The following is a 22,440-nucleotide window of genomic DNA, read 5'->3' on the forward strand; positions in this document are numbered from 1 at the left end:
GCCCGCCCTCGGGGAGCGCAGGAAGGCTCAGGCGTTCTTCACGAGCGCGACGTCGAAGTCGAGCTTGATCTTCTCCGAGACGAGGACGCCGCCGGTCTCGAGCGCGGCGTTCCACGTGAGGTTCCAGTCCTTGCGGTTGACGACGGCCTTGCCCTCGAAGCCCGCGCGGTAGTTGCCGAACGGGTCCTTCGCGGAGCCGTCGAAGGTGAGGTCGATGCGGACGGGCTTCGTCACGTCCTTGATGGTGAGGTCGCCGACCAGGGTGAAGGTGCCGGCGGCGACGTCGACGTCCTCGACGCCGGTCGAGCGGAAGGTCATCGTCGGGTACTGCTCGACGTCGAAGAAGTCGCCGGAGCGCAGGTGCGCGTCGCGGTCGGCGGAGCCGGTGCTGACGGACGCGAGCTGGATCGTGACCTCGGCCGTGCTGTTGGCGGGGTTCGCGGTGTCGATGGACACCGTGCCCTCGAAGTCGGAGAACGAGCCCTTGACGTTCGTGACCATGGCGTGGCGGGCGGTGAAGCCGAGACGGGTGTGCGAGGCGTCGATCGCGTAGGTGCCGTTGAGGTCGGCGATGGCCTCGCTGGGGGCCTTGTCGAAGACGGTGTCGGTCATGGGGAGCTCCTGGAAGGGTGCGGGTGGGGACGGACAGCAGGTTGAAGTCTCAACCACTGTTGGGTATTCCCGCCACCCGAGCGCGCCCGGTAGAGCGACCTACCAGTCGAGGTCGACGACGACCGGTGCGTGGTCGGAGCCCGGCGTGCCGATGCGGGGACGCGGGTCGTCGGTGACGCTCGGCAGCCCACCGCCCGGCTGCACGTCGATCGCGGCGTCTGCGCCGTCGATGCGCTCGAGCAGGGCGCGCGAGACGAGGAGGTGGTCGATGAGCTCGCCGCTGCCGCGGTAGACGCGGGAGAAACGTCGCTCCTCGGGGATGAGCGGCGCCACGTTCCACAGCCGCCACGGGTCGCCGCGGTCGGGGATCCGCTCACCCGCCGTGCCGATCTCCGAGCCGGGCGGCCCCTGGAGCACCTGGGTGGTCGCGGCGTCGGTCGTGTCGTTCATGTCGCCGGCGACGACGAGGGCGACGGAGTCACCGCGGCCGTCGAGCACGCGGTTCGCGGCGACGCGGAGCGTCGCGGCCTCGGCCGCCCGGCGGTAGAGGGCGTAGGCGCCGGCACGGGCCCGCTCGCCCTCGTCGCGCGGGCCGAACCGGCCGCCCGGGTAGGTGAGGAGCTTCGACTTCAGGTGCGCCGTGAGGACGTGCAGCGGCCCGGAGTCGGCGGCGACCGTCACGAGCAGCGCGCCGCGGCCCAGGCGGTCCTGCGTCGTCCCCGAGTCGTCGACCTGGACCGGCCGCAGCCGGGGCGCGAACGCCTCGACGTCGTCGGTGGCGACGACGTCCCGGGTCGTGAGGACGCCCACCCGGATGCCACGGGAGTCCGGCGCACGGGACGCCCGGGACACCCAGTCGCCGCCCGTCGCGGCGCGCAGGGACGCGGTGAGGTCGTCGAGGGCGCGCTCGTCGCCGATTTCCTGCACCGCGAGGACGTCCGGCGCGAGCGCGGCCACGACGCCCGTCAGGGTCTCGAGCGTCGCCGCGTGCTCCTCGGGGGAGGGGGTGTCCTCCCCGCCGGGGGAGAAGAGGTTCTCGACGTTCCACGTCACGACCCGCATGCCGACAGGAGACGCCGGACGCGCTCCTGATGCACCTCCCGCCGTCGGTCAGCCCGTGCCCGTCGCGGCCGCGACCGTGAGGTCGAGGACGCGTTCGTCGAGGACCGCGCCGAGGCGGAGCGCGACGTCCCACACCTCGAGCGCGGCGAGGAGCGGGACACCGGCGCGCCTCGCCGTCCGCGCCGGCCCCAGGTCGAGGACGTCGAGGACGCGCAGCTCCGCCAGCCGCGGCGCCAGGTCCGCGGGCGCGACGAGGGCGCAGGCCCTCGCGCGGGCGAGCGCGACGACCGGCAGCCGGGCACTCTCGCGCTCGGCGAGCGCGAGCACGTCCGCGGGCGGGGCGTCGGCGAGCGTCCCCACCGTCCTCCACCCGGCGCCGGTCAGGACCTTCGCCCAGCGGGGCCCGACGCCCAGGACGGCGGAGACGGGGAGGCGGGCGACCGCCGCCGCCACGCGGGGCGCTGCGGGCTCCTCCTGCGGCGGCGACACGCCGCCCGGCAGCGGGTCGCCCGGGCGCAGCCGCACCTCTCCCAGCCAGGCCGCGGCGGGGTCGTCGCTCTCCCGTCCGACCCGGGCCACGACCTCGTCGAGGCGCAGCACGGACCCCGGCTGCCGGAGCGTCGCCCGCACGCCGAGGTCGAGGTCGCGGGCGAGGAGCGCGGCGAGGGCGAGCGCGTCGTCGTCGGCGTCGTCGAGGACCGGCGTGCTCACAGGACCGTCCGGAACGTCACGCGCACCTCGCCGAACACGTCGGCGCGCACCGTGGCGTCCTGCACCATGTCGGGCGACGCGGGTCGCACGGCGAGCCTGACGCCGGACAGGGCGGACGGGACCCGCGCGACGAGGTCGGGTCGCACCCGGGCCAGCACCGCGAGCCGCGGGTCGAGCGAGGTCTTCGTCGCCGAGCCGTCGCCGGGCCGGGTGAGCCCGCTGGCGCGTCCCGGCTCCTCGGGCTTCTCGCCGGGGTCGACGACGGAGTACGTGAGCTTCGCCGACACCGTCCCCCCGTCGACGACCACCCGCGGCAGGCCGGTGCGGGCCGCCTCCCGCAGCCCGGACAGGTGCCGTTCCGCGAGGTGCTCGGCGACGGCCCGCCGGACGGCGGCCGCGCCGGCCTCGGTCAGCGTGCGGCCCTCGACGTGGCTGTCGTCGAGGTCGAGCTCGAGGCCGGCGAGCACGTCCTTCGGGGGGACGGGCCCGCCGGGCACGGCGCTCGTGCCGCCCTGCTCGCCGGGCAGGAGGGAGGCGAGCGCGGCGTCGACCTCCTCGGCCGGCAGCAGGAGGGCGTACTCCTCCGGCGACATCGTCGCCGAGGCGGCGAGGTCGCGCAGGCGCTCCTCCTGCTCGGTGTGGGCCGCGATGACCGACGCGGTGGTCTCCGACAGGAGCGTCGAGACGAACTCGGCGAACCCCAGGTCCGCCGGACCGGGCATCCCCGCCGCCTCAGGCCGGGTTGAGCGGCAGGTAGTCGGTACGGAAGTTGATCTTGACGCCGCCGAAGATGTCGACCGTCAGCGTCGAGCTGCTGACCTGCGACGTGTCGACGGTCCGCACCCGCACGTTGCTGTACGACGTCGACGCCGACGCCTTCACCCACGCCGACACGAGACCGCCGGTCTTCGCGTTGGCGCGGAACTGGAAGGCGGTGCGGGAGGCGTCGGTGCTCCGCAGGGACGAGGAGTCGAAGCCGGTGGCGCGGAACGACAGCCGCGTCTCGATCGTCCCGTCCTCCACGACGAGGCGGAGCATGCCCTGCCGCACCATCTCGGTGAGCAGCGTGTACTTGTTGGCCGCGATCCGCTTCGCCGCCGCCTCCATGATCGCGTCGACCCGCGCCTGGGTGAGGTTGCCGGTCTCGGCGACCTTGTTGTCGTTCGCGATGCTCGCGCCCGGCACCTCGAGGGCGGTGTTGAGCGAGTCGCGCTCGGCGGCACTCAGCGTGCCCCCGACGACGACCTTCGTGGGGTCGGAGTCGGCGGTCGGGTTCTCCGGCGGTGCGGCGGCCGACAGCAGCTGGAGGATCTCGGTCGGGCCGATGTCGTCCTTCGTGTCGTTGATGTACGTGCTCAGCGACTTCGACGTCGCCTGGAGCAGCTCGACGAACGCCTGCTGCTGGCGGATGTTCGCCGCGATGAGGGCGTCGAACGTGTCGGTGACGAGCTTGCACGTGAACTCGGGGAACTGGACGTCCTCGAGCCGGCTGGCCGCCGCCAGCGCGTCGTTGACTGCACCCATGGTGTCTCTCCTCGCCGTCGGGCCGGGTGCCGCACCGTGCGGTCACCCACGGGGGCGAGGAGTCGACGAGGGGTGACGGTGATACGTCGGCGGGGCGTCAGCCCTTCTCCGCGCCGGCGGTGCCGCCGCGGACGAAGTACCGCTGGAACACGATGAACACGACGGCGACCGGGATCGTCATGAGGAGCGCCGCCGCCATCGTCACGGGGTACTGCTGGCCGGAGCCGAGCTGGCCGCTCGTGAGGTTCGCGACCCCCTTCGTCAGCGTGTAGAGCGCGGGCTCGTTCGAGGCGACGATGAAGTGCGGCAGCTCGTTCCACGAGCCCTGGAAGGACAGGATCGTCACGGTGATGAGCGCGGGCTTGGCCATCGGCAGGACGACCGACCAGAAGATGCGGAAGGTGCTCGCGCCGTCGATGCGGGCGGCCTCCTCGACGGACACGGGGATCGACTCGAAGAACTGCTTCATGATGAAGACGCCGGCGGCGTCGACGAGGAGCGGCACGACGAGCGCGGAGTACGAGTTGTACATCCCGAGCTGGTTGAGCACGAGGAACTTCGGGATGAGGAGGATGACGCCCGGCACGGCGAGCACCGCGAGGACGGCGGTGAAGACCGCGTCGCGGCCCTTGAACTTCAGGCGCGCGAGCGCGTAGCCGGCGAGGGAGTTGAAGAACACGCGCCCGGCGGTCACGAGCACCGCGACGATCGTGGAGTTCATCGCCCACAGCGGGAAGGCGACCTCCCCGAGGCGCTCGAAGGCCGCGAACGAGACCGGGTCGGGCCACAGGGACAACGGGTTGCCGACGGCGTCGACGTCGGTCTTGAACGACGTCGCCAGCTGGATGAGGAACGGGTACACGTAGACGACGGAGAAGACGAGGAGGACCCCGTAGCCCAGCAGCAGCGTGGTCGGGCGCTGCCACGCCCGGCGACGCCCGCGCCCCGAGCCGCTGATCGTCCCGGTCGCGGTGGCGCCCGCGCGGCCCTCGGTGGTGACGCTCATTCCGTGCCTCCTCCGGTCTCGCTGGTGGCCGTGTTCGAGTGCTGGACGCCCCACGCCTGCGCCTGCCCGGGCCGGTGCCCGCGGGCGCCGCGGCCCCGCTGCCGGCGCTGTGCCTTCCGCTCGGCAGCAGCGTCCTTGTCGCGGAAGAGGAACCGCTGCAGCGTCGTGAGGACGAAGATGATCGCGAAGAGGACGAACGACATCGCCGCGGCGACGCCCCACTCGAAGGACTCGAAGGCGTAGAAGTACGAGAGGAAAGCGGGCGTGAGGGTCGTCTTCGCGGGGCCGCCGTCGGTCATGACGTAGATCTGGTCGAAAACTTGCCACGTGCCGATGAGGCCGAGGGTGAGCACGAGCAGGACCGTCGGGCGCAGGTGCGGGAGCGTGACGGCGCGGAAGCGCTGCCAGCGGTTCGCGCCGTCGACGACGGCCGCCTCCTCGACCTCGACCGGCACGTCCTGCAGCGCCGCGAGGAACATGAGGAGGAACGTCCCGGTCGTCGTCCACACGACGAGGATGATGATGACGCTCAGCGCGACGCTCGGTCCGGCGAGCCACTCCCACAACGACAGCCCGAGAGCCGAGGGGCCGGTGAGCGCCTCGGGCGGCGAGCCCGTGTCCCACAGGCCGATGCCGTCCCCGAGCAGGTGGAGCAGCCCGCGGCTGTCGGAGAACCACGTCGGCCCGTCGACGCCGAAGAAGGCGAGGAACGTGTTGACCGCGCCGGTCCCCGTGAAGAGGAAGAGGAACGTCAGGCTGATGGCGACCGAGCTCGTGACGGACGGGAAGTAGAACGCCGTCCGGAAGAAGCCCTTCGCCTTGAGGAGCTGGTTGTTGAGGACCGTCGCGAGGAACAGCGCGAGGACCGTCTGCGCGGGGACGACGAGCAGGACGTAGTAGACGTTGTTGCGGATGCTCGTCCAGAAGTCGCTGCGCGTGAGGCCCGGCTCGGTGAGGATCCGCGCGTAGTTCTCGAAGCCCACGAAGCCGACGTCGCCGGAGAACGGGCTGCCGCGGCCCGTCCAGTCGCTGAGGCTCACCCACAGCGCCATGACGATGGGGACGAAGAGGAACAGCCCGAGCACGGCGACGGTCGGCGCGACGAAGAGCCACCCCGCCACGCCCTGCCCGCCGCGGATGCCGCGACGGCGCCGTGTCCCCTCCCGGCCGGGCGGCCGGTCCTCCACCTGCGCGTCGGCGCGGTCCTGCAGGTCGTGCGCCATGGGTCCTCCTCGATCCGTGCGCGCTGCGTCGTGCTGGTCGTGCTGGGTCCTGCGGCGGGTCCCGGCCGGTCGGTGTCCGGGTGACCGACCGGCCGGGGGTCCCTCAGCCCGCGGCGGCCTCGGCGTTCGTCTGGAACTGCTCGAGGATCTGCGCGGGGTCGGTCGACTCCAGCTGCTCGAGCTGGGAGTCGAGGTCGGCGAGGACGGGGTCGAGGCCGGGCTGGCTCACCGGGCCCTGGCCGTACTCCGCGCCGGCGATGAAGGGGGCGTCCTCGGGGAACGCGGCCACGTAGTCCTCCTGGGCGGACTGCCGCGACGGCATGACGCCGAACGCCTCCGCGAACTCCAGCTGCTGCTCCGGCGTCGTGAGGTGCGCGACGAGGTCGACGGCGGCCGCCTGGTCCGGCGAGTCGGCCGCGACGCCCCAGCACTGGGTGAACAGCAGGGTGCCCGGCCCGGCCGGACCCTCGGGCAGCTCGACGACGGTGTACTCGACGTCCGGGTAGTCGTTGCGCATGGCGCCCCGGATCCAGTTGCCCTCGATCGTCATGGCCGCCCGCTCGGTGCCGAAGGCCTCGCCGCCCCAGCCGGAGTCGACCTCGGGCGGCAGGACGGCGGCCCCGGACTCGAGCAGTCCCCGGGCGTACTCCAGCGCCTCGACGTTCGCCTCCTGGGTGGCGGTCGGCTCGCCCGTCTCCGGGTCGACCCACCAGCCACCGTTCTGGACGAGGAACGCACCGACCCGGTCGCGGCCGACGCCGAGCGCGAGACCCGCCTGGTCGCCGCTGCCGAGCTGTTCGGCCACGGCCTGCAGCTCCTCCCACGTGGTGGGGATGTCGTCGTCGGTGAGCCCGGCGGCCTCCCACGCGGCGGTGTTGATCTGGAGCGCGAGGGTCGAGAAGTCCTTGGGGGCGCAGTACTGCTGGTCCTCGAAGGTGAAGCTCTGCCGCAGCGACTCGTAGAAGTCGTCGTTGTCCTCGAGCTGGTCGGCGTAGGGGTAGAGGTTGCCGTTGGCCGCGAGCGTGGCGAACTGGCCTGCGTCGACGTAGAACACGTCGGGCGGGTTGCCGCCGGCGAAGCCCTGCGACAGCTCCTGGTTGATGTCCTGCGCCGGGCGGACCTCGACGCTGTTGCCGGTCTCCTCCGCCCACTCCTGGGCGGCGGCCTGCACGGCCTCGGTCTCGGCGTCACCGCTGGAGGCGATGAGCACCTCGAGGTCGACGGGGCCCTCGGCGGACGCCGGGGCGCCGGACGCGCCGCCCGCGGCGTCGCCGTCCTCCTCGAAGCCGCTCCCGCCGCAGGCGGCGAGGGCGGTGACGCCGGCGAGGCCGAGTGCGAGCGCGGCCACCTTGCGGTGGGTGCGTGCGGTGGTCGTGGTCACGGTCGTGTCTCCTTCGGATCGGGGCTGGGTGCTGGCTGGTCGGGTCGTCACGCGCGGGACAGGCCCGGCGGCACGGCGAGGGTGGGAGCGAGGAGCACGCCGCGCGGGGTCGGCTGCTCCCCGCGCAGGCGGGGGACGAGGAGGTCGAGGCACGCGTGGGCGGCCTCGCGGACGGGCTGGGCGACGCTCGCCATGCCGAGCGCGGCCGTCACGGGGGTCGCGTCGAAGCCGACGACCGTGAGCGCCCGGCCCGCCGCCGCGGCGGCGCGGTGCGCGCCGAGGGCGAGGGTGTCGCTCGCGCACACGAGCGCGTCCGGCGCGTCGGGCCGGTCCAGCAGCGCGGCCGTACAGGCCTGGGCCGCGTCGGTGTCGTTCTCGCACGCCGCCTCGACCCGCTCCGGCGAGCCGGCCGCGACGAGACCCGCGAGCCAGCCCGCGCGCCGGTCGGCGCCGGTCGCACCGTCGTCGGGCCAGCCGAGGAAGCCGATGCGACGCGCGCCGCGGGCCGCGAGCCACTCGACGGCGGCCTCGGTGCCGGCGGCGCCGTCGACGTCGACCCAGTCGTGAGGGGGCTCCTCGACGTTCCACGGCCGGCCGAACGCGCAGAACGTGAGGCCGAGCTGGGCGAGGCGGGCGGGGCGCCCGTCGTGGACGTTCGTCGCGGTGAGGACGACGGCGTCCGCGGCGCCGCTGCCGATGACGTCCTCGACGACCGCGAGCTCGGTCTCCTCGTCCGGCTGTTGCGCGTACAGGACGACCCGCTGGTCGAGGCGCTGGCCGGCCTCCGCGAGACCGTGGAAGAAGGCGTCGAGGACGAGACCGGAGATGCCGTCCTGCGGGCGGTCGGCCCGCACGGCGACGGCCTGGGCCCGGCGGGTGGCGAGCTGGCGCGCGGCGACGGACGGGCGGTAGCCGGTCTCGCGCACGGCCTGCAGGACCTTCTCGCGGGTGGCGGCGGCGAGCCGGTCGGGGCGGTGGAGGGCGTTGGACACGGTCTGGCGCGAGACACCGGCCCGAGCCGCGACGGTCTCGAGCGTGGGGGCGGACCCCGTGGCCGTCGCAGCGGTGAGCGACCGCTGGTGCGGCGGGGTCGTGGCGGTCTCGTCCGTCACCCGGGCCTCCTCGCTCGGAACCTGGCGCCGGTCGGGCGGACCGGCTAGGTTTTGAGCGCTCAACTTTGAGCGCTCAAAAGACCATAGACCACCCGCGCCCGGCTGTCACGGGGGCGGGGCAGGAGAGGGTGGAGCACGTGACGGGGACGACGGAGACACCGGGAGCGACACCGCACCGCCAGCCGTGGGTCCACGACCTCGTCCTCTGCCTGGCCGCGCCGACGCAGGTGTGGTCCGCGGCGGACGGGCAGGTGCGGCACGAGGGCGTGCAGGGCGTCCTGCACGCGGACCGGCGCACGCTCTGCGGTGCGGTGCTCACCGTCGACGGCGAGGAGCCGACGGCGGTCGCACACCACTCCGACGGCGGGGACGCGCACGTGTTCGTCGCCGTCGCCCGTTCCCTCGGCGACCCGGGTCCCGACCCGACGGTGCGGGTGGAGCGGCGCCGGGAGGTGGAGCCCGGGCTCGTCCGTGAGCAGGTGACGCTCGTCTCGACGGCCGCCCGCCCGGTCACGACCGACGTCGTGCTGCGCGTCGCCGTCGACCTCGCCCACCTCGACGCCGTGAAGGCGGGCAAGGCAGCGGCGACGCTCGCGCCAACCGTCACCGGGGCGGAGACCGGGTGGCGGGACGGGGGCCTCAGCCTCGGGCTCCGTGCCCACGGTGCGGCCCGCGAGGTCGTCGAGGGGCCGGCCGGGCCGGAGGTCGAGCTGCGCTGGCGCGTCCAGGTGGCGCCGGGCGAGCGGGTGACCCGCGAGGTGCTCCTCCCGGTGTCCGACTCGGGCGCCGTCGTCACGAGCCCGAGCCGCCCCGCCACCTGGCACTCGCCCGCCGTCGAGAGCGCGGACCGGAGGCTCGCCCCCGTGCTCGAGCGAGCCGTCGCGGACCTGCGCCTGCTGCGCCTCGCGACAGCCGACGCCCCCGAGGAGGAGTTCCTCGGTGCGGGCGCGCCGTGGTTCCTCACCCTCTTCGGGCGCGACTCGCTGTGGGCGGCGCGCATGCTCCTGCCCCTCGGCACCGACCTCGCCGCATCGACGCTGCGGGTCCTCGCCCGTCGGCAGGGCACGGTCGTCGACGCCGGCACCGCGCAGCAGCCCGGCAAGATCCTCCACGAGGTCCGCGGTGCCGCCTTCTCGATCGAGGCCGACGGTGCGCACACGCTGCCGCCGGTCTACTACGGGACCATCGACGCGACCCCGCTGTGGGCGCTCACCCTCCACGACGCGTGGCGGTGGGGCCTGCCGGACACCGACGTCGAGCCGCTCGTGCCGGCGCTCGAGCGGGCCCTCGCGTGGCTCGTCGAGCACGGCGACGCCGACGGCGACCACCTCCTGGAGTACGTCGACGAGTCCGGGCACGGCCTGTCGAACCAGGGGTGGAAGGACTCCGGCGACGCGGTCCGGCGCGTCGACGGCTCGCTCGCGCACGCCCCGGTCGCGCTGTGCGAGGTGCAGGGTTACGCGTACGCGGCGGCGCTGCGCGGGGCCGACCTCCTCGAGCGCTTCGGCCGCGGCGGCACCGACCGGTGGCGGGAGTGGGCGGGTCGGCTGCGCGAGCAGTTCCGCCGGCGGTTCTGGGTGGAGGACGCCGTCGGGCCGTTCCCGGCGATCGCGCTCGACGGCGACAAGCGGCCGGTCGTGTCGTTGACGAGCAACATCGGCCACCTGCTCGGGACGGGGCTGCTGTCGGACGGCGAGGTCGACGCCGTGGCACGGCGTCTGGTCGCGCCCGACCTGCTGAGCGGCTTCGGCGTACGGACCATGTCGAGCGCGGCCGCGGGCTACAGCCCGACCGGCTACCACGTGGGGTCGGTGTGGCCGCACGACACCGCCATCTGCCTCGCCGGCCTCGCGGCCGAGGGCCGGCCGGAGGTGGCCCCGGTGGCCGAGGCGCTGCTGGGGGCGCTCCACGCCTTCGACGGCCGCCCGCCCGAGCTGTTCGCCGGCGACCCGCGCTCGGTGCACCCCGCACCGGTGCCCTACCCCGCCGCCTGCCGCCCCCAGGCGTGGTCCGCCGCAGGGGCGGTGGCGCTCGTCGAGGCCGTGCTCGGCCTGCGGGTCGACGTGCCGGCGGGCCGGGTGACGGCGGCTCCGGTGCAGCCGTGGTCGCTCGGCTCGACGGTCGTCGACGGGCTCCGGGCCGGCGGCGACCCGCTACGCGTCGCCGTCGACGACGCCGGTGCCGCGGAGGTGACCTGGCGCTGAGCCAACGGCTCGCCACGACGACATCACAGACCCCCTCTGCGCGCCGTGACGCGCGCTGTGGAGGCTTCGCGATGTCGTCGTGGCGCCGCCGTCCCTGTGGATGACGGCCGCGAGGAGCAACCCGGGCCGGGCACAGTCGGCGGGTGCCCCTCCCGCCGCACCACGTCGTCGCCGCCCTCGGCGGTGTCGCCTCGTACCGGCGCGTCGTCGCCGTCTGCGGCCGGCACGCGCTGCGACGCGCCGTCGCGGGCGGCCAGATCCTGCGCCTCGGCCGCAACCGCTACGGCCTGCCCGGGCTCGACGCCCAGCTCGCCGCCGCGCACGGTCACCGGGCGTGCCTCAGCCACCTCAGCGCCGCCGTGCACCACGGCTGGGGCGTCCTCGACCCGCCGCGCGACCTGTGGTTGACCCTGCCCCGCGGCCACAAGCACGCCCCCCGCGCCGGCACCGTGTGGTCGGCGGCCACGCTGAGCGACGCCGAGGTCGCCGCGGGGGTGACGTCACCGGCCCGGACGGTCCTCGACTGCGCCCGGTCCCTGCCCTTCGCCGCCGCGCTCGCGGTGGCCGACTCCGCGCTTCGCTCGGGGGCGGTCACGCCCGAGGAGCTGGTGGAGCTCGCCCAGGCCACCCGCGCGCCCGGAGTCGTCGCGGCCCGGTCCGTCGTCGCCCACGCCGACGGACGGGCGGCCAACCCCTTCGAGTCCGGGCTCCGCGCCATCGTCCTCGAGGTCGGGCTGCGAGGCTTCGTGCCCCAGCTCGTCGTGACGGGTCCGGGCCTGTTCGCGTGCGTCGACCTCGGCGACCCGGAGCGTAAGGTCGCCTTCGAGGCGGACGGCTACGGGGTGCACGGCACACGCCGGGCGTTCGCGCACGACCTCGCCAGACACGACGACCTGCAGTCCGACGGGTGGGTGACCCGTCGCTTCGCCTTCGAGCACGTCTTCCGCCGGCGGGGGTGGGTGGCGCGGCAGGTGCTCACGGCCGCCGCGCAGCGCGTGGTGCCCGCGCCACGACGACATCGCACACGCGTGAACGGTGCCCGAAAGGCCTCCTGACCCGGTTCGCGATGTCGCTGTGGCGCCGCCCACCACGGCTGTTCGCCGCGCTCAGTCCGCGTCGCAGCTCGCCCACTCGGAGTCGACGTTCGCGAAGGCGATGGCCGGCTCGAGGCTGAAGTGGGACTCGACAGCGCCGCTGTGCGGGCGCTCGTGAACGAGGAACGGGCCCAGACCGCTCCGCACGCTGGGGACCATCGCGGTGGCCGAGCCGACGGACGCGCACCCCTTGCCCGCGACGACCCGGAACGTCACGTCGACCGACTCACCCGCAGCGAGGCGTTCGACGTCGACGACACCCACCTCGAGGACGTGCTCCGGCCGCGAGTCGCGGTCCGACCCCCTCGCCGGGGCCAGTGGGCGAGCCGCACCGCCGACGGCGGCCCCGTCGAGCCGGTAGGGGAAGCCGGTACCCGGACCGCCGAGCGGGAATCCGAAGCGGCGCACGTCGACGGGCAGAGGGCCCGCGTTCGTCACGGACCACGTCGCCGTGCACTCGAGGTCCTCGGAGATCGCGATCAGCCGACGGTCGGCGGCGAAGGGGTCGAGCGGATCGACATCGTCGGCGAACACCGTGCGACTCACGGGGACGGTCCGACCCGACGCGCAGTCGTAGAGGGGACCCTGCACCGCCACCCACCCGGACACCACACGGGAGCCGGTCCCGGTACGCGACAAGAGCTGTCAGTGGTCCTCGCAGCAGCACTCGGACCGCTTCCCCGAGCTTCGCCCGGTCAGCACCCGGCGTGGTGCCAGCGAACTCCCAGGAACGGCTGCCACGGTCCCCGACGTCACCCGACCGGGCGATCGAGCGCGAGGCGCCGCGTCCCGAGTCACCCCTGGGCCCGGGACGCACCCGGGTGCCGTCCGTCGTCGTCGACCCGCCCCCGGCCGGTCGGCACCGGTCGGGACCGGGTCATGAGTGGTGCCCCTGCACCGGATCGAGTGCTCCGTGACCTGCCTGTTCGTCTCCCCGGAGGCCGCCGCGCCTCGCGCGGCCGCCCACCCGGCGTCGCTCCTCACGCCCACCCTCGCCCACCGGCACACCCCTGCGCCGACCACGCACCCTGTGCCGCCCGAGCTCGTCCGCTGGTTGCTGACGCGCGCGGCCGGTGCGCTGGTCGTCGTCGTCCTGGCCGTGCTCGTCCTCGTCGACGGCCCGCTCCTGCCGGCGCCCGAGCCGCCGCGCTGGGCGGTCGTCCGGGACGGGTTCATGGCGGTCCTGGGGTGGGCGGCGGTCGCCGTCGGCGTCGCCGGGGCGTGGCCGCAGGTCGTGCGGCTCGTGCGCTCCGGCCGCCCGGACGGCGTGTCGTGGCTCGGCACCGTCCTCGGCGTCGGCACGCCGATGCTGTGGCTGTCGTACGGGCTCGCCTCGGGCGACGCGGTCCAGGTGACGGCCAACACGCTCGGCCTGCTCGCGGGCGCCGCGGCGCTCGTCGTGCTCGCAGGGCTGCGACTGGCCGCGCCGACCGACGAGGGGGGCCGCGGGCTCGTGCGCCGCTCCGTCCGCGGCTCCGTGACCGGCCTCCTCGGACTCGCCGGGCTGCTCGTCGTCGCGCTCGTCGTCGCCGGGCCGGCGGTCGTGCCCGTCCTCGGCGCCGTGGCCGCCGGCGTGGCGCTGGTGCGCCAGGTGCCGCAGGCGGTGCTGGTCGTGCGGACCGTGCGCTCGCGCACCCCGGGCGGGCTCGCAGGGCTCTGCCCCTGGACGTCGGCCCTCGCCGTCGCCTCCGCCGTCCTCTGGCTCGGCTACGGGCTGCTCGCCGTGGACGCGGCCGTCGTCGTGACGTCCGCGGTGAGTGCGGCTCTGGGGTGGGTCGTACTGGTCCTGCGCGTGCCGCCGCTGCGGGCGGTCCGCGCTGCGCGCTCGGGCAGGCTCGGTGCGGTCGCGGCGGCCGTCGCCGCCGCGTGGGCGCGCGAGCTCGGCCCCGTCGTCCGCTGGTACCGCACCGCGTGAGCGGGAGGATGAGGGCGTGGCGCTGATCCTCAACATCCTGTGGTTCTTCTTCGCCGGGCTCGCGACGGCGTTCTCCTACGTGGTCGCGGGCGTCATCGCGTGCCTGCTCGTCGTCACCATCCCGTTCGGCGTCGCGTGCTTCCGGCTGGCCGGCTTCGCGCTGTGGCCGTTCGGGCGCACCGTCGTCGACCGGCCGACGGCAGGGGTCGTGACGGCGCTCGGCAACGTGCTGTGGTTCCTGCTCATCGGGTGGTGGCTCGCCCTCTCGCAGGTGGTCTACGCCGTCGGCCTCGTGCTGACGATCATCGGCATCCCGTTCGGGATCGCGACGCTCAAGCTCGCGATCCTGTCGTTCAACCCCCTCGGCAAGGAGGTCGTGAGCAGCGCGGAGGCCCGGGGACGTCTCGTGCCGGTCGTGCGCTGAGTCACCGCCCGTCCGGCTCCGCCGGAACCAGCGGCGGCAGCGTCCACGTGCCGTCGAGCACCTCCCGGCGGGGGCGGTACAGGCGCACGAGGATGTTCCAGCCCTCCGGCACAGGGATGGCGTTCGGCAGCTCGGGCTCGACGTCGGCAGGCAGGAACCGGACGGTGACCGACCCGTCGCCGTCCTTGTCGCCCATGACGCTGTTGACCGAGTAGCGCCCGGAGGCGTTCGGCGCGAAGTACCCGGATGCGTCGTAGACGGAGACGGACCAGAAGGCGTCGACCGGGACGTCGGTGAACGTCATGTCGTAGCGACCGGGCGGAAGGCGGGGATCGAGGCCGGCGTAGGCCGCCTCCGTCGTGGGCAGGCCGCCCCATCCCGCCGCCGTCCCGATGAGGTGGCGGACCGGCTCCACCTGGTCGCGGCGCCCGAACATCCGGTCGAAGCTCACGAGCCGGCTCGCGAGGCGCAGGAGCGCGTCGCGCGTGTCGTCGAGGCTCTCGGGGTCGGTGTCGGGCGCGCTGAACGGCACGGCGGAGCCCGCGGTCAGCACGAGCTCGTCCTGCAGCGCCGCGACCCGTGCGAGGTCGGCCGGGTCGGCCGCGTCGACGAGCACGCGCACGGCCACGAGGACGTGTGAGCCCCCTGCGTCGTCCGACCGCCCTGCTCCGAGGTCGTGGCGGCCGGGGGCGTGGTGGATCGCCGTGACGAAGTGGTCCTCGTCGACGACCATCGCCGAGAGGTACCGCTCCCCGGCGTCCGGGAGCGTCACCGAGGCCCCGCGGGAGACGTCGACGACGGCGAAGCTGTACAGCGTGTCGCGGTTGAGCCGGATGACCGTCTGCTCGTGGACGGAGGCGGGCTCGCGGTTGTGCCGGAAGCGGTTGACACCGCCGGCGGAGGTCTGGATGTCGGAGAGCATGCGGGCGGTCTCGGCGCGGACGAAGCTGTCCACGTTGACGGGTGCGGCCACGACGGTCCTCCTCCTGCACGATGTCGCGGGGACGATAGGAACGCGGAGACCGCGGGCGCGCCACCCGTCGCGGGTGACCGCGCGGTCACTGAGCGGCTCACTGCAGCCGCCACGCCCCGTCGACGCGCACCATGCGCCGGACCCGCTCGACGGCCTCGACGGGGAGCGGCCCGTACACGTGCGGGAACCGCTCGCCGACCCCGGCGAGGTCCTCCTCCCGCACGGGCGCCCCGACCCGCGACGCATCGATCTGGAGGAGCAGCAGCTCGCCGTCCCAGTCCGCGAAGACGGCCGCGGCGACCTCGTCGACCTGGTGCATCCACGAGCAGTGGACGAACCCGACGTCGGCGAGCGACGCCCCTCGGGTCGAGCGCTCGTAGCGGCCCGTCGCCTGCGCGGCGACCCAGTCGTCGGGCACGGCGAGGTGGAAGAGCGGGCGCACGGGTCGAGCGTGGCAGGTGACCCGGCGGGAAGGCGGGGCAGGCCGGTCCGGTTGACTCCCGTCGTGACGACGAGCACGACACCAGCTCCCTCTCGCCGGGTCCGGGTCCGCGCGCCCCGGCTGCAGGGCCGCGGGTGGCTCAACACCGGTGGCCGTCCCCTCGACCTCGAGACCCTCCGCGGCCGCATCGTCCTGCTCGACTTCTGGACGTTCTGCTGCGTCAACTGCCTGCACGTGCTCGACGAGCTCCGGCCGGTCGAGGCGGAGTTCGCCGACACGCTCGTCGTCGTCGGCGTGCACTCCCCGAAGTTCGAGCACGAGACCGACCCCGACGCCCTCCGCGCCGCGGTCGAGCGCTACGACGTCCACCACCCGGTCCTCGACGACCCGCAGCTGCTGACGTGGCAGGCGTACGCGGCGCGCGCGTGGCCGACCCTCGCCGTCGTCGACCCCGAGGGGTACGTCGTCGCGCAGCTGTCCGGGGAGGGCCACGCGGACGGGCTGCGGAGCCTGCTGCGTGAGCTCGTGGCCGAGCACGAGGCGAAGGGGACGCTGCGTCGCGGCGACGCGCCCTACGTGCCGCCGCCCCGCGAGGACACGCCGCTCCGGTTCCCCGGCAAGGTCCTGCCTCTGCCGGGGCGCGATGGCGGCGAGCCGACGCTCCTCGTCTCCGACACGGCGCGGCACCGGCTCGTCGAGCTCGCCGTTGATGCGGAGAGCGTCGTGCGGACCATCGGTGACGGGACGCGCGGGCTCGTCGACGGGGACCCGGCCACGGCCCGCTTCGGCGAGCCGCAGGGCCTCGCCCTGCTCCCGGCGGAGGTCGCCGCACGCGTCGGGTACGACGTCGTCGTCGCCGACAGCGTCGGCCACTGCCTGCGCGGCGTCCGGCTGGCCGACGGTCGCGTCACCACCGTCGCCGGCACCGGCGAGCAGCTGCGGGAGCGCGCGGGCGGCGGCCCCGCCCTCGCCCAGCCGCTCAGCACGCCGTGGGACGTCACGTGGTTCGACGGCCAGGTCGTCGTCGCGATGGCGGGCCTGCACCAGCTGTGGGCGTTCGACCCGGCGCCCGAACCGGCCGACGGCGTGGTCCGCGTCCTCGCCGGCACGTCTGCCGAGGGCCTGCGCGACGGTGCGGCCGAGCACGCGTGGTTCGCGCAGACCTCCGGCCTCGCCGTGTCCGCGGACGGCACCCGGCTGTGGCTCGCCGACTCCGAGACCAGCGCCCTGCGGTGGGTCGAGCGCGCCGACCTCGGCGACCCCGCGGCGCCCGCCCCCGACCGCAGCGCGCCGGAGGTCACGGACACGCGGCTGGCGAACGCCGCCGCGGCAGCCGGGCCCGGCTACGTCGTCGGCACGGGCGTCGGGTCGGGCCTGTTCGACTTCGGCCACGTCGACGGACGGGGCGGGGTCGACGGGCCGGCCCGGCTCCAGCACCCGCTCGGCGTCGCGGTGCTGGCCGACGGCAGCGTCGCGGTCGCCGACACGTACAACGGTGCCGTCCGTCGCTACGACCCGTCGACGCAGGAGGTGACGACGCTCGCGAACGGGCTCGCCGAACCCTCCGACGTCGTCGTCGACCCGGCGGACCCCTCCCTGCTGCTCGTCGTCGCGAGCGCCTCGCACGAGGTCGTCCGCGTCCGGCTCCCTCGCGAGGCGGCCCGGATCGACACCGGCGCTCGCCGCACGCAGCGACCCCCCACGCCCGTGGCGCCCGGCCCGGTCCGGCTCGAGGTGGCCTTCGTCCCGCCGAGCGGGCAGAAGCTCGACGACCGGTGGGGCGACCCGTCGCGGCTCAGCGTGTCGGCCACGCCCCCGGAGCTGCTGGCGGAGGGCGCGGGAAGCGGTGCCGGCCTCGGGCGCGACCTCGTCCTGGCCGGTCCGCCGGGTGCGGAGGGCGTGCTCCACGTCAGCGTGCAGGCCGCCGCCTGCGACGGTGACCCCGTCACCGGGGAGGTCCCCGAGCACGCCGCCTGCCACCTCTACCAGCAGGACTGGGGCATCCCCGTGGTGCTGTCCGAAAGCGGGACCAACCGGTGTGACCTGGACCTTCGCGGGGTGTGAGGGGCGGCGTCGGGTTTCGTGAGGGGACCGCTCGGGTATCTGCCGATCATGACCATCGGTAGCGGCATCGCCCTCATCATCCTGGGCGCGATCCTGGCGTTCGGTATCGACGCCGACCAGTTCGGCGGCATCAACGTCCAGACCATCGGCTACATCCTCATGATCGGCGGTCTGGTCGGCACGCTCATCGGCGTCGGGCTCATGTCGCGGCGCACGGCCCCGCGGCGCACGAGCCGCACGGAGGTCGTCGAGCAGAACCAGACCCCGACCGGTACGGAGACGGTGCGCCGCACGGACAACGACTACCACTGAGCCGGCGCCCGGGGTGGCGGGTGCCGCCGCCCGAGGGCTGACACGCTGACGGCATGGAGCTCGTCGACGCCGTCCGCGCCCGTCGCATGGTGCGCGCCTACGACCCCGGGCGCCCCGTCGTCGACGAGGTTCTCCAGCGGCTCCTCGACCTCGCCGTCCGGGCGCCGTCGGCGGGGTTCACGCAGGGGTGGGACTTCGTCGTCATGCGAGGTCCGGTGCTCGAGCGGTTCTGGGAGCTCACGACGGACGGGGCGCGCGTCCCGGACTCGTGGCTGCGGGGGATGCGCACCGCCCCGCTCTGCCTGCTCGTGCTGTCGGACCCCGACCGCTACCTCGACCGCTACGCCGAGCCCGACAAGGGCTGGACCGACCGGGACCCCGGTCGCTGGGCGGCGCCCTACTGGGACGTCGACACCGGGATGGCCGCGCTGCTCGTGCTGCTCGGCGCGGTCGACGAGGGTCTCGGAGCCTGCTTCTTCGGCGTCCAGCCGGAGCACCACGACACGGTCAAGGCCGAGCTCGGGGTGCCGGGCGGCCGACACGTCGTCGGCGTCGTGAGCCTCGGCCACCCCGCGCCCGACCGGCGCTCGCCGTCGTTGCGGCGCGGCCGGCGACCGCTGGCCGAGGTCGTGCACGACGGGCGCTTCGGCACCCCGCCGGCGTGGACCGCACCGGAGGGCGAGCCGCGCTCCTAGTGGTGCCGGACGGCCGGGTGCTCGGGCGCCGGGTCGTCGTCCGCGGACAGCGGCGCCACGTAGCCGTCCCACTCCTCCTGCGTCCACGTCTCGGCCTCGTCCCAGAAATCCGGCGGTTCCGGCACGCCGTAGCGACGCACGAACCACCGGCCGATGGCGCGGTGGACCCACAGGTAGGGCAGGAGGCCCACCGGGATCAGCACGGCGATGACGAGGAGCGCACCGCCGTCAGGTCCGAACGGGATGTCGACCGACGGTCGTCCCTCGGGGTCGGACGGCGGGTACAGGAGGAAGAGCGCCGCCGCGAGGACCCCGAGCATCGCGACGGTGCCCCCGGCGCCCATCGCGAGCGCCCGGGTGATGCTGAGCCGCAGGCTCTGGTTCGTGAAGTACTCCGTGACCCGGTCCGAGCGCGACCGGATCTCCGCCAGCTCGTCCCACGTGCCGTGCCATCGGCGGAACCCAGGCCTGATCACGCTCTCGACGCTAGCCCGGAAGCCCTCGACCTCGCTCGGTCCGGGCGTCCGCCTGTGGACGACGCCGCCCGTGGGTCAGAACGCGGCTTCGGGCACCTCCATGAGCCCGTCGTCGACGGTCTCGGCGATGCGGCGCTCCGCGGACAGCCGCGGCAGCACCGTCCGCGCGAAGAACCGGGCGGCCGCGACCTTGCCGGTGTAGAAGTCACGGTCCCTGGCGCTGACGCCTTCGCGCGCGAGGGCGCCGAGCGCGACGTCGGCCTGGCGCAGCAGGAGCCACCCGACGACGAGGTCGCCCGCGGCCAGCAGCAACCGCGTGGAGTTCTGCCCGACCCGGTAGATGCTCCGCGGGTCACCGCCCTCCGTGCGAGGGTCGGCGGCCATGGCGGCGCCGATCATCGTGCCGACGATGCCCTGGACGTCGTCGAGCGCCTGCGCGAGGAGCTCCCGTTCGGTCGCGAGGTCGCCGGAGCCGTCGTCGGCCTTCACGAACTCCTGGATCTGGCCGGCGACGTGACCGAGCGCCTGCCCCTTGTCCCGCACGATCTTGCGGAAGAAGAAGTCGAGCCCCTGGATCGCCGTCGTGCCCTCGTACAGGGTGTCGATCTTGGCGTCCCGCACGTACTGCTCGATCGGGTAGTCGGCGAGGAAGCCCGAGCCGCCGAGCGTCTGGAGGCTCTCCGTCCCCAGCAGCACCCACGAGCGCTCCGAGCCGCAGCCCTTGACGAGCGGCAGCAGCAGGTCGTTGACCCGCTCCGCGGTCTCGTCGCGCTCGCCGCGGCGGCCGGCGAGGTCGACCGCGTCCTGGAACGTCGCGGTGTACGCGATGAGGGCGCGCAGGCCCTCCGCGTACGCCTTCTGCGTCATGAGCGACCGGCGGACGTCGGGGTGGTGGGTGATCGTCACCCGGGGAGCGGACTTGTCCGTCATCTGCGTGAGGTCGGCGCCCTGCACGCGCGTCTTCGCGTACTCGAGGGCGTTGAGGTAGCCCGCCGACAGCGTCGCGATCGCCTTCGTGCCCACCATCATCCGCGCGTACTCGATGATCTTGAACATCTGGGCGATGCCGTCGTGGACCTCGCCGAGCAGGGTGCCGACGGCCGGGACGCCGTCGACCTCGCCGAAGCGGACCTCGCACGTCGTCGACACCTTGAGGCCCATCTTGTGCTCGACGTTCGTGACGAAGGCCCCGTTGCGCTCCCCGAGCGCCCCGGTCGCGGGGTCGACGTGGAACTTCGGGACGATGAACAGCGACAGCCCCTTCGTGCCCGGACCGGCGCCCTCGGGCCGGGCGAGGACGAAGTGGATGATGTTGTCGGCCATGTCGTGCTCGGCGGAGGTGATGAACCGCTTGACGCCCGTGACGTGCCACGTGCCGTCCGGCTGCTGCACGGCCCGCGCGCGACCGGCGCCGACGTCGGAGCCGGCGTCCGGCTCCGTGAGGACCATCGTCGCCCCCCAGCGGTCGTCGACCATGAGCTGGGCGAGCCGCTTCTGCTCGTCGGTGCCGAGCGCGTGCATGACGTGGGCGAAGCTGAACGAGGAGGCGTACATGTGGACCGCCGGGTTGGCCCCGAGGACCATCTCCGACGCCGCCCACCGCAGCGACGGCGGCACCTCGGTGCCGCCGAGCGCCTCGGGCAGCTCCATGCGCCACCACTCGGAGTCGAGGTAGGCCTGGTAGGAGGCCTTGAACGACTCCGGCAGCGTGACGGAGTGGGTGGTGGGGTCGAAGACCGGCGGGTTGGCGTCGGAGCCGAGGAGCGAGTCCGCGAGCTCGTTCTCCGCCAGGCGCGCGACCTCCTTGAGGATCTCGTGCGCGACGTCGGTGTCGACGTCCCCGTACGCGCCGCTGCCCAGCACCTCGTCGCGCCCGAACACCTCGAAGAGGTTGAACTCGATGTCGCGCAGGTTGCTCCGGTAGTGCCCCATCGCCGTCCTCCGTAAGGGGACGTCCACGTCCCCGTCGTCGCGCCGACCGTGCGGTTACCCGTCGGTAACCCTGAGGATGCTACCGACGGGTAACTTTTGCAAGGGCCCTCACCCTGCCGCCGCGCCCTTCCCACCGGCAGGGCTCCGACGGCACCCTGGGGGGCGTGCCGACGCGGGACGGGGTGCCTGGTGGCGGTCCGGTGCGCCCGGGGACCCTCGACGTCGTCGAGCTCGACGACCTCCTCGACCCCGCGACCGCCCTGTCGACGGTCGGAGCCCCCGACCCCGGCGCCGTCGACCTCCTCGTGGTCGGCGCAGGCCCGGTCGGGCTCTACGCCGCGTACTACGCCGGCTTCCGCGGGCTGTCGGTCGCGCTCGTCGACTCCCTACCCGAGCCCGGTGGGCAGGTCACCGCCATGTACCCGGAGAAGCTGATCTACGACGTCGCCGGGTTCCCGGCGGTCAAGGGCCGTGACCTCGTCGAGGGGCTCGTCGAGCAGGCGGCGCGCTACCGCCCGACGTACCTGCTCGGCTGCCAGGCCCGCGAGCTCGTCGACGACCCCGACGGCGACGGGCTCCTGGTCGCCCTCGCCGACGGGCGGACCGTCCGTGCCCGCGCCCTGCTCGTCACGGCCGGCATGGGGGAGTTCACGCCGAAGCCGCTGCCGGCTGCGGACGGGTTCGCCGGCGAGGGCGTCGTCCACTTCGTCCCCCGTCCGGACGTGCTCGCGGGACGCGACGTCGTCGTCGTCGGCGGCGGGGACTCCGCCTTCGACTGGGCGCTCATGCTCGCCCCGCTCGCGTCGTCGGTGACGCTCGTGCACCGGCGGCAGCAGTTCCGCGCCCACGCCGGCACGGTCGCCGCCGTCCAGACGCTCGGGGTGCCGCTGCTCGGCGGCTTCGAGGTCGTGAAGCTCGGGGCCGACGCGGAGGGCCTGCTCGCCTCGGTGACGGTCGAGGGCCGGGTTCCGGCGACCGCGGGAGAGCGGCACGAGCTGCCGGCGGACGTCGTCGTCGCGGCCCTCGGCTTCCACGCCGACCTCGGTCCGCTCGCCGGCTGGGGCCTGGAGCTGCGGAAGCGGGCCGTCGTCGTCGACTCCCGCATGCGGACGACCCGCCGACGCGTCTACGCCGCCGGGGACGTCTGCACGTACGAGGGCAAGGTCAAGCTCATCGCGACGGGGTTCGGGGAGGCGGCGACGGCGGTCAACAACCTCGCGGTCGACCTCGATCCCAGCGCGCACGTGTTCCCGGGGCACTCGAGCGAGCCGTGACGGG

At 74.3% G+C, this 22,440-nt stretch carries 22 protein-coding genes; 8 read left to right on the forward strand and 14 right to left on the reverse strand.

Annotated elements, in window-relative coordinates; genetic code table 11:
- Positions 1-27: 27 nt before the first annotated feature.
- The 9 genes from WAB14_RS09115 to WAB14_RS09155 all read right to left on the reverse strand — a co-directional run bounded on the left by WAB14_RS09115 (position 28) and on the right by WAB14_RS09155 (position 8,631).
- Positions 28-612 carry a YceI family protein gene (locus WAB14_RS09115; RefSeq protein WP_340269270.1) on the reverse strand — a complete coding sequence of 195 codons (585 nt, stop codon included), beginning with the start codon at positions 610-612 and terminating at the stop codon, positions 28-30.
- A gap of 99 nt (positions 613-711) precedes the next feature.
- Positions 712-1,674 carry an endonuclease/exonuclease/phosphatase family protein gene (locus WAB14_RS09120; protein ID WP_340269271.1) on the reverse strand — a complete coding sequence of 321 codons (963 nt, stop codon included), beginning with the start codon at positions 1,672-1,674 and terminating at the stop codon, positions 712-714.
- Positions 1,675-1,722: 48 nt separating this feature from the next.
- The gene (locus tag WAB14_RS09125) at positions 1,723-2,385 is read right to left on the reverse strand and encodes a hypothetical protein (RefSeq protein ID WP_340269272.1); all 663 of its coding nucleotides are present in this window, start codon (positions 2,383-2,385) and stop codon (positions 1,723-1,725) included.
- Positions 2,382-3,107, reverse strand: coding sequence for a hypothetical protein (locus tag WAB14_RS09130; protein WP_340269273.1), 726 nt, complete (start codon positions 3,105-3,107; stop codon positions 2,382-2,384). Before WAB14_RS09130 ends, WAB14_RS09125 begins: the two co-directional genes overlap by 4 nt.
- Positions 3,108-3,117: 10 nt before the next feature.
- Positions 3,118-3,909, reverse strand: a complete 792-nt coding sequence (locus WAB14_RS09135) for a hypothetical protein (RefSeq protein ID WP_340269274.1) — start codon at positions 3,907-3,909, stop codon at positions 3,118-3,120.
- 97 nt (positions 3,910-4,006) lie between these two features.
- A complete protein-coding gene (locus WAB14_RS09140; RefSeq protein WP_340269275.1) occupies positions 4,007-4,915 on the reverse strand; it encodes a carbohydrate ABC transporter permease in 909 nt (302 codons plus the stop codon).
- Entirely contained in the window at positions 4,912-6,138 is a 1,227-nt protein-coding gene (locus tag WAB14_RS09145; RefSeq protein WP_340269276.1) for a carbohydrate ABC transporter permease, read from the reverse strand. The genes WAB14_RS09140 and WAB14_RS09145 overlap by 4 nt, the downstream gene beginning before the upstream one ends.
- Positions 6,139-6,241: 103 nt before the next feature.
- Positions 6,242-7,519 carry an extracellular solute-binding protein gene (locus WAB14_RS09150; RefSeq protein ID WP_340269277.1) on the reverse strand — a complete coding sequence of 426 codons (1,278 nt, stop codon included), beginning with the start codon at positions 7,517-7,519 and terminating at the stop codon, positions 6,242-6,244.
- A gap of 47 nt (positions 7,520-7,566) precedes the next feature.
- Positions 7,567-8,631, reverse strand: coding sequence for a LacI family DNA-binding transcriptional regulator (locus tag WAB14_RS09155; RefSeq protein WP_340269278.1), 1,065 nt, complete (start codon positions 8,629-8,631; stop codon positions 7,567-7,569).
- 137 nt (positions 8,632-8,768) lie between these two features.
- Between WAB14_RS09155 and WAB14_RS09160 the strand changes: the two genes are divergently transcribed.
- Positions 8,769-10,835 (forward strand): glycogen debranching N-terminal domain-containing protein, encoded by a 2,067-nt coding sequence (locus tag WAB14_RS09160; RefSeq protein ID WP_340269279.1) that lies wholly within the window; start codon positions 8,769-8,771, stop codon positions 10,833-10,835.
- Positions 10,836-10,978: 143 nt separating this feature from the next.
- The gene (locus tag WAB14_RS09165) at positions 10,979-11,890 is read left to right on the forward strand and encodes a hypothetical protein (protein WP_340269280.1); all 912 of its coding nucleotides are present in this window, start codon (positions 10,979-10,981) and stop codon (positions 11,888-11,890) included.
- A gap of 51 nt (positions 11,891-11,941) precedes the next feature.
- Here WAB14_RS09165 and WAB14_RS09170 read toward each other — a convergent pair whose 3' ends face one another.
- Positions 11,942-12,475, reverse strand: a complete 534-nt coding sequence (locus WAB14_RS09170; RefSeq protein WP_340269281.1) for a hypothetical protein — start codon at positions 12,473-12,475, stop codon at positions 11,942-11,944.
- 367 nt (positions 12,476-12,842) lie between these two features.
- Here WAB14_RS09170 and WAB14_RS09175 point away from each other — a divergent pair, with 367 nt between their 5' ends.
- Entirely contained in the window at positions 12,843-13,844 is a 1,002-nt protein-coding gene (locus tag WAB14_RS09175) for a hypothetical protein (RefSeq protein WP_340269282.1), read from the forward strand.
- 16 nt (positions 13,845-13,860) lie between these two features.
- Positions 13,861-14,268: a YccF domain-containing protein gene (locus WAB14_RS09180; protein WP_340269283.1), complete on the forward strand. Its 408-nt coding sequence runs from the start codon at positions 13,861-13,863 to the stop codon at positions 14,266-14,268.
- Between the two features lies 1 nt (position 14,269).
- Here WAB14_RS09180 and WAB14_RS09185 read toward each other — a convergent pair whose 3' ends face one another.
- Both WAB14_RS09185 and WAB14_RS09190 read right to left on the reverse strand, forming a co-directional pair.
- A complete protein-coding gene (locus tag WAB14_RS09185; protein ID WP_340269284.1) occupies positions 14,270-15,241 on the reverse strand; it encodes a DUF1214 domain-containing protein in 972 nt (323 codons plus the stop codon).
- 97 nt (positions 15,242-15,338) lie between these two features.
- A complete protein-coding gene (locus tag WAB14_RS09190; protein WP_340269285.1) occupies positions 15,339-15,683 on the reverse strand; it encodes a DUF952 domain-containing protein in 345 nt (114 codons plus the stop codon).
- Positions 15,684-15,746: 63 nt separating this feature from the next.
- Here WAB14_RS09190 and WAB14_RS09195 point away from each other — a divergent pair, with 63 nt between their 5' ends.
- Genes WAB14_RS09195 through WAB14_RS09205 form a run of 3 tightly spaced genes read left to right on the forward strand, consistent with a single transcriptional unit; the run spans position 15,747 to position 18,754 of the window.
- Positions 15,747-17,747, forward strand: a complete 2,001-nt coding sequence (locus WAB14_RS09195) for an NHL domain-containing thioredoxin family protein (protein WP_340269286.1) — start codon at positions 15,747-15,749, stop codon at positions 17,745-17,747.
- 48 nt (positions 17,748-17,795) lie between these two features.
- The gene (locus WAB14_RS09200; RefSeq protein WP_340269287.1) at positions 17,796-18,059 is read left to right on the forward strand and encodes a hypothetical protein; all 264 of its coding nucleotides are present in this window, start codon (positions 17,796-17,798) and stop codon (positions 18,057-18,059) included.
- Between the two features lie 53 nt (positions 18,060-18,112).
- Complete coding sequence (locus tag WAB14_RS09205) at positions 18,113-18,754, forward strand: nitroreductase family protein (RefSeq protein WP_340269288.1); 642 nt, start codon at positions 18,113-18,115, stop codon at positions 18,752-18,754.
- Here WAB14_RS09205 and WAB14_RS09210 read toward each other — a convergent pair.
- Together WAB14_RS09210 and WAB14_RS09215 are read right to left on the reverse strand one after the other, a co-directional pair.
- On the reverse strand, positions 18,751-19,230 hold the full coding sequence (locus WAB14_RS09210) for a hypothetical protein (protein ID WP_340269289.1): 480 nt from the start codon (positions 19,228-19,230) through the stop codon (positions 18,751-18,753). The genes WAB14_RS09205 and WAB14_RS09210 overlap by 4 nt on opposite strands.
- Before the next feature lie 75 nt (positions 19,231-19,305).
- Positions 19,306-21,162 (reverse strand): acyl-CoA dehydrogenase, encoded by a 1,857-nt coding sequence (locus WAB14_RS09215; RefSeq protein WP_340269646.1) that lies wholly within the window; start codon positions 21,160-21,162, stop codon positions 19,306-19,308.
- A gap of 164 nt (positions 21,163-21,326) precedes the next feature.
- Between WAB14_RS09215 and WAB14_RS09220 the strand changes: the two genes are divergently transcribed.
- The gene (locus WAB14_RS09220; RefSeq protein WP_340269290.1) at positions 21,327-22,436 is read left to right on the forward strand and encodes an NAD(P)/FAD-dependent oxidoreductase; all 1,110 of its coding nucleotides are present in this window, start codon (positions 21,327-21,329) and stop codon (positions 22,434-22,436) included.
- Positions 22,437-22,440: the final 4 nt, after the last annotated feature.

Origin of the sequence: Aquipuribacter nitratireducens (assembly GCF_037860835.1) — a bacterium.
GTDB lineage: Bacteria > Actinomycetota > Actinomycetes > Actinomycetales > JBBAYJ01 > Aquipuribacter > Aquipuribacter nitratireducens.

Bases quoted from the DNA above. Each gene is read 5' to 3' on its own strand.
- WAB14_RS09120 (WP_340269271.1), bottom strand. From the start codon at position 1,674: ATGCGGGTCGTGACGTGGAACGTCGAGAACCTCTTCTCCCCCGGCGGG.
- WAB14_RS09215 (WP_340269646.1), bottom strand. From the start codon at position 21,162: ATGGGGCACTACCGGAGCAACCTGCGCGACATCGAGTTCAACCTCTTC.
- WAB14_RS09200 (WP_340269287.1), top strand. From the start codon at position 17,796: ATGACCATCGGTAGCGGCATCGCCCTCATCATCCTGGGCGCGATCCTG.
- WAB14_RS09145 (WP_340269276.1), bottom strand. From the start codon at position 6,138: ATGGCGCACGACCTGCAGGACCGCGCCGACGCGCAGGTGGAGGACCGG.
- WAB14_RS09130 (WP_340269273.1), bottom strand. From the start codon at position 3,107: ATGCCCGGTCCGGCGGACCTGGGGTTCGCCGAGTTCGTCTCGACGCTC.
- WAB14_RS09115 (WP_340269270.1), bottom strand. From the start codon at position 612: ATGACCGACACCGTCTTCGACAAGGCCCCCAGCGAGGCCATCGCCGAC.
- WAB14_RS09140 (WP_340269275.1), bottom strand. From the start codon at position 4,915: ATGAGCGTCACCACCGAGGGCCGCGCGGGCGCCACCGCGACCGGGACG.
- WAB14_RS09135 (WP_340269274.1), bottom strand. From the start codon at position 3,909: ATGGGTGCAGTCAACGACGCGCTGGCGGCGGCCAGCCGGCTCGAGGAC.
- WAB14_RS09205 (WP_340269288.1), top strand. From the start codon at position 18,113: ATGGAGCTCGTCGACGCCGTCCGCGCCCGTCGCATGGTGCGCGCCTAC.